This window comes from Planktothrix sp. FACHB-1355 (genome assembly GCF_014748295.1).
GTDB lineage: Bacteria > Cyanobacteriota > Cyanobacteriia > Cyanobacteriales > Aerosakkonemataceae > Aerosakkonema > Aerosakkonema funiforme_A.
In genome coordinates, this window is sequence record NZ_JACJUP010001145.1 from 1 (window position 1) to 2237 (window position 2237).

At 44.1% G+C, this 2237-nt stretch carries 2 protein-coding genes; both read left to right on the forward strand.

Annotated elements, in window-relative coordinates:
• Positions 1–456: 456 nt before the first annotated feature.
• Complete coding sequence (locus tag H6S82_RS30035; RefSeq protein WP_190474167.1) at positions 457–618, forward strand: hypothetical protein; 162 nt, start codon at positions 457–459, stop codon at positions 616–618.
• Between the two features lie 227 nt (positions 619–845).
• Positions 846–2003 (forward strand): AI-2E family transporter, encoded by a 1158-nt coding sequence (locus tag H6S82_RS30040; protein ID WP_190474164.1) that lies wholly within the window; start codon positions 846–848, stop codon positions 2001–2003.
• Positions 2004–2237: the final 234 nt, after the last annotated feature.

A 2237-nucleotide genomic window follows, 5' to 3' on the forward strand; every position in this document is an offset into this window, starting at 1 on the left:
CTTGTTGCTTTACGCACTCTTAAATCGGAACTCGCCGCCGGACTGCAAACAGCGCAAATAGAGATGCTAAATCATCAAGACCCTGATTGGTTAACGAATGGGCAATGGGGAGTAATTCAGTTTGTCGATCGCAGCTAATCGCCGAAATCATGTTCAGATTAGATTACTGGTAATGGTTTAAACATATATTCCATCGTTCCCATCAGTCAATGCAGATCGTATACGCCAGAGGCTAGACAATTGTTCCGATTTTTAAGGCGATCGCGATCGCTAACTACCATTGAGATAAATCCTCTGTTTAAAAATGTAGTAGGCTTACAGTGAAATTACTGGTGTAGTTTTCGTAAACAGATTGCCCAAGACTGTATAGATACGTAGCGGACACTTTAGAGCAACGCAGTCGCTGGCAAATCTTAGCGATCTCAGGATAACAGCATCTTTTCGGAGGTTCTTTAAATGCAAGATAGACTTCCCATTGGCAGCAACATTTTAGCAGCGATCGTCTTTGGAACGCTGGCCATGATGATTCCCGGCCACGTTAACGTAGAAAAAGACGCGAACGCCCCTCAAGCTATTGCACCTGCCGTTGCTACCAACCTTAGAACGCTGACTCGATAATCCCATGAAACCGAGTTTTTACGGGCGATCGGTAATAGTCGCTCAGTATACGTAAGTATTGCAGTTATCGTAGGTTGGGTTGACGCCAGGAAACCCAACACTACAATTCTCAATTCACCAGAATCAGATCGATTCTCCTACGGAGACATTACGCAATCGCAGCTTATCATGATAAGTATTAGATGAAAAAGAACTGAAACGAACAACCAACTGCCCATTGCAGACTGATGAATCGTATATTTACACCTTTCCAACAGTTTCTCATCACTTGGCTGCTAATTCTAGCCACAGGCTGGGCTAGTTGGTGCGCGATCGCCTATGTAGGAGAAACGCTCAGCATATTGCTAACAGCGGGATTGATTGCATTTTTACTCAACTATCCCGTCAAAATGCTGCAACCTTTTTTACCTCGGACAGTAGCCGCAGGATTGGTATATTTACTCGCAGGCATAGCGGTAGTGCTGATTGCGCTCACCCTAGTGCCACCCGTATTTAACCAAGGGCGGCAATTGGTAACGAATTTACCATCTCTGGTGACCTCTGCCCAACAGCAATTAGACAATTTTCAAACTTGGAGCTTGGAGCATAATTTGCCCTTTGACGTCAAAACTTTAGCTTCTCAGCAATTGCGACGAGTGCAAACGCAAGCAGAAACGATCGCCGGCAAAGGGTTTGGTTTAGTACTCGGTACCTTTAACTGGTTTTTAGACTTAATTTTAATTCTGGTAATTTCATTTTATATGCTGATTGACGGCGAGAGAGTTTGGCGCACCCTTACCAGTATTTTTTCGCCCCTCATTCGCGACTCTTTAACAGAATCCCTGCAACGAAACCTGCAAAGATTTATCACAGGTCAGCTATTGTTGGGATTATTTATGGCCGCAACTCTGAGTCTGACATTTTGGGCGCTGCGAGTGCCATTTTTCCTGCTATTTGCCGTCTTCATCGGCTTTATGGAAGTGATTCCTTTTGTAGGAGCAACTTTAGGAATTGGCACAGTAGTAATTGTGGTAGCCTTCATTAATTGGTGGTTAGCACTGCAAGTATTAGCCCTAGCAATAGCCGTTCAGCAAGTCAAAGATAATTTGCTCGCTCCCCGCATTATGGGGAATCTTACCGGTTTATCGCCGGTAATTATTTTCGTTTCTTTGTTATTAGGAGCGAAGTTGGGTGGATTGTTAGGAGTAATTCTGGCAATTCCGTTTACGGGTGTGTTTAAAAGTATTGCCGAAATCGTATTCGAGCCAACTTTACCACCGCAAACAGGCTCGTTTTTCCACAATCCGTTTGCTGACGAAGAACCCAGACAAATTGTTCCTGCTAGCGACGATTTATCTGAGAGCGATCGAGCTTCCGCACAAGATCGGTCAATTACTCGACCTTAACCCGATCCGCTGCGTCCTTATATTACATATCTCCAAAAATTCTTGTGGGGTAGGCATCCTGCCTGCCCTTTGAGATTCTTGTGGGGTAGGCATCCTGCCCTTTGAGATTCTTTTGGCGGAGATGTCTAATGATATCCTGTAGCTATTGTAGGGGTAATTCATGAATTACCCCTACCAAAATAGGCCAAGCAGTTTCAGCATCAACCCTAATTTAATAATTTTTTTTAAGATCGG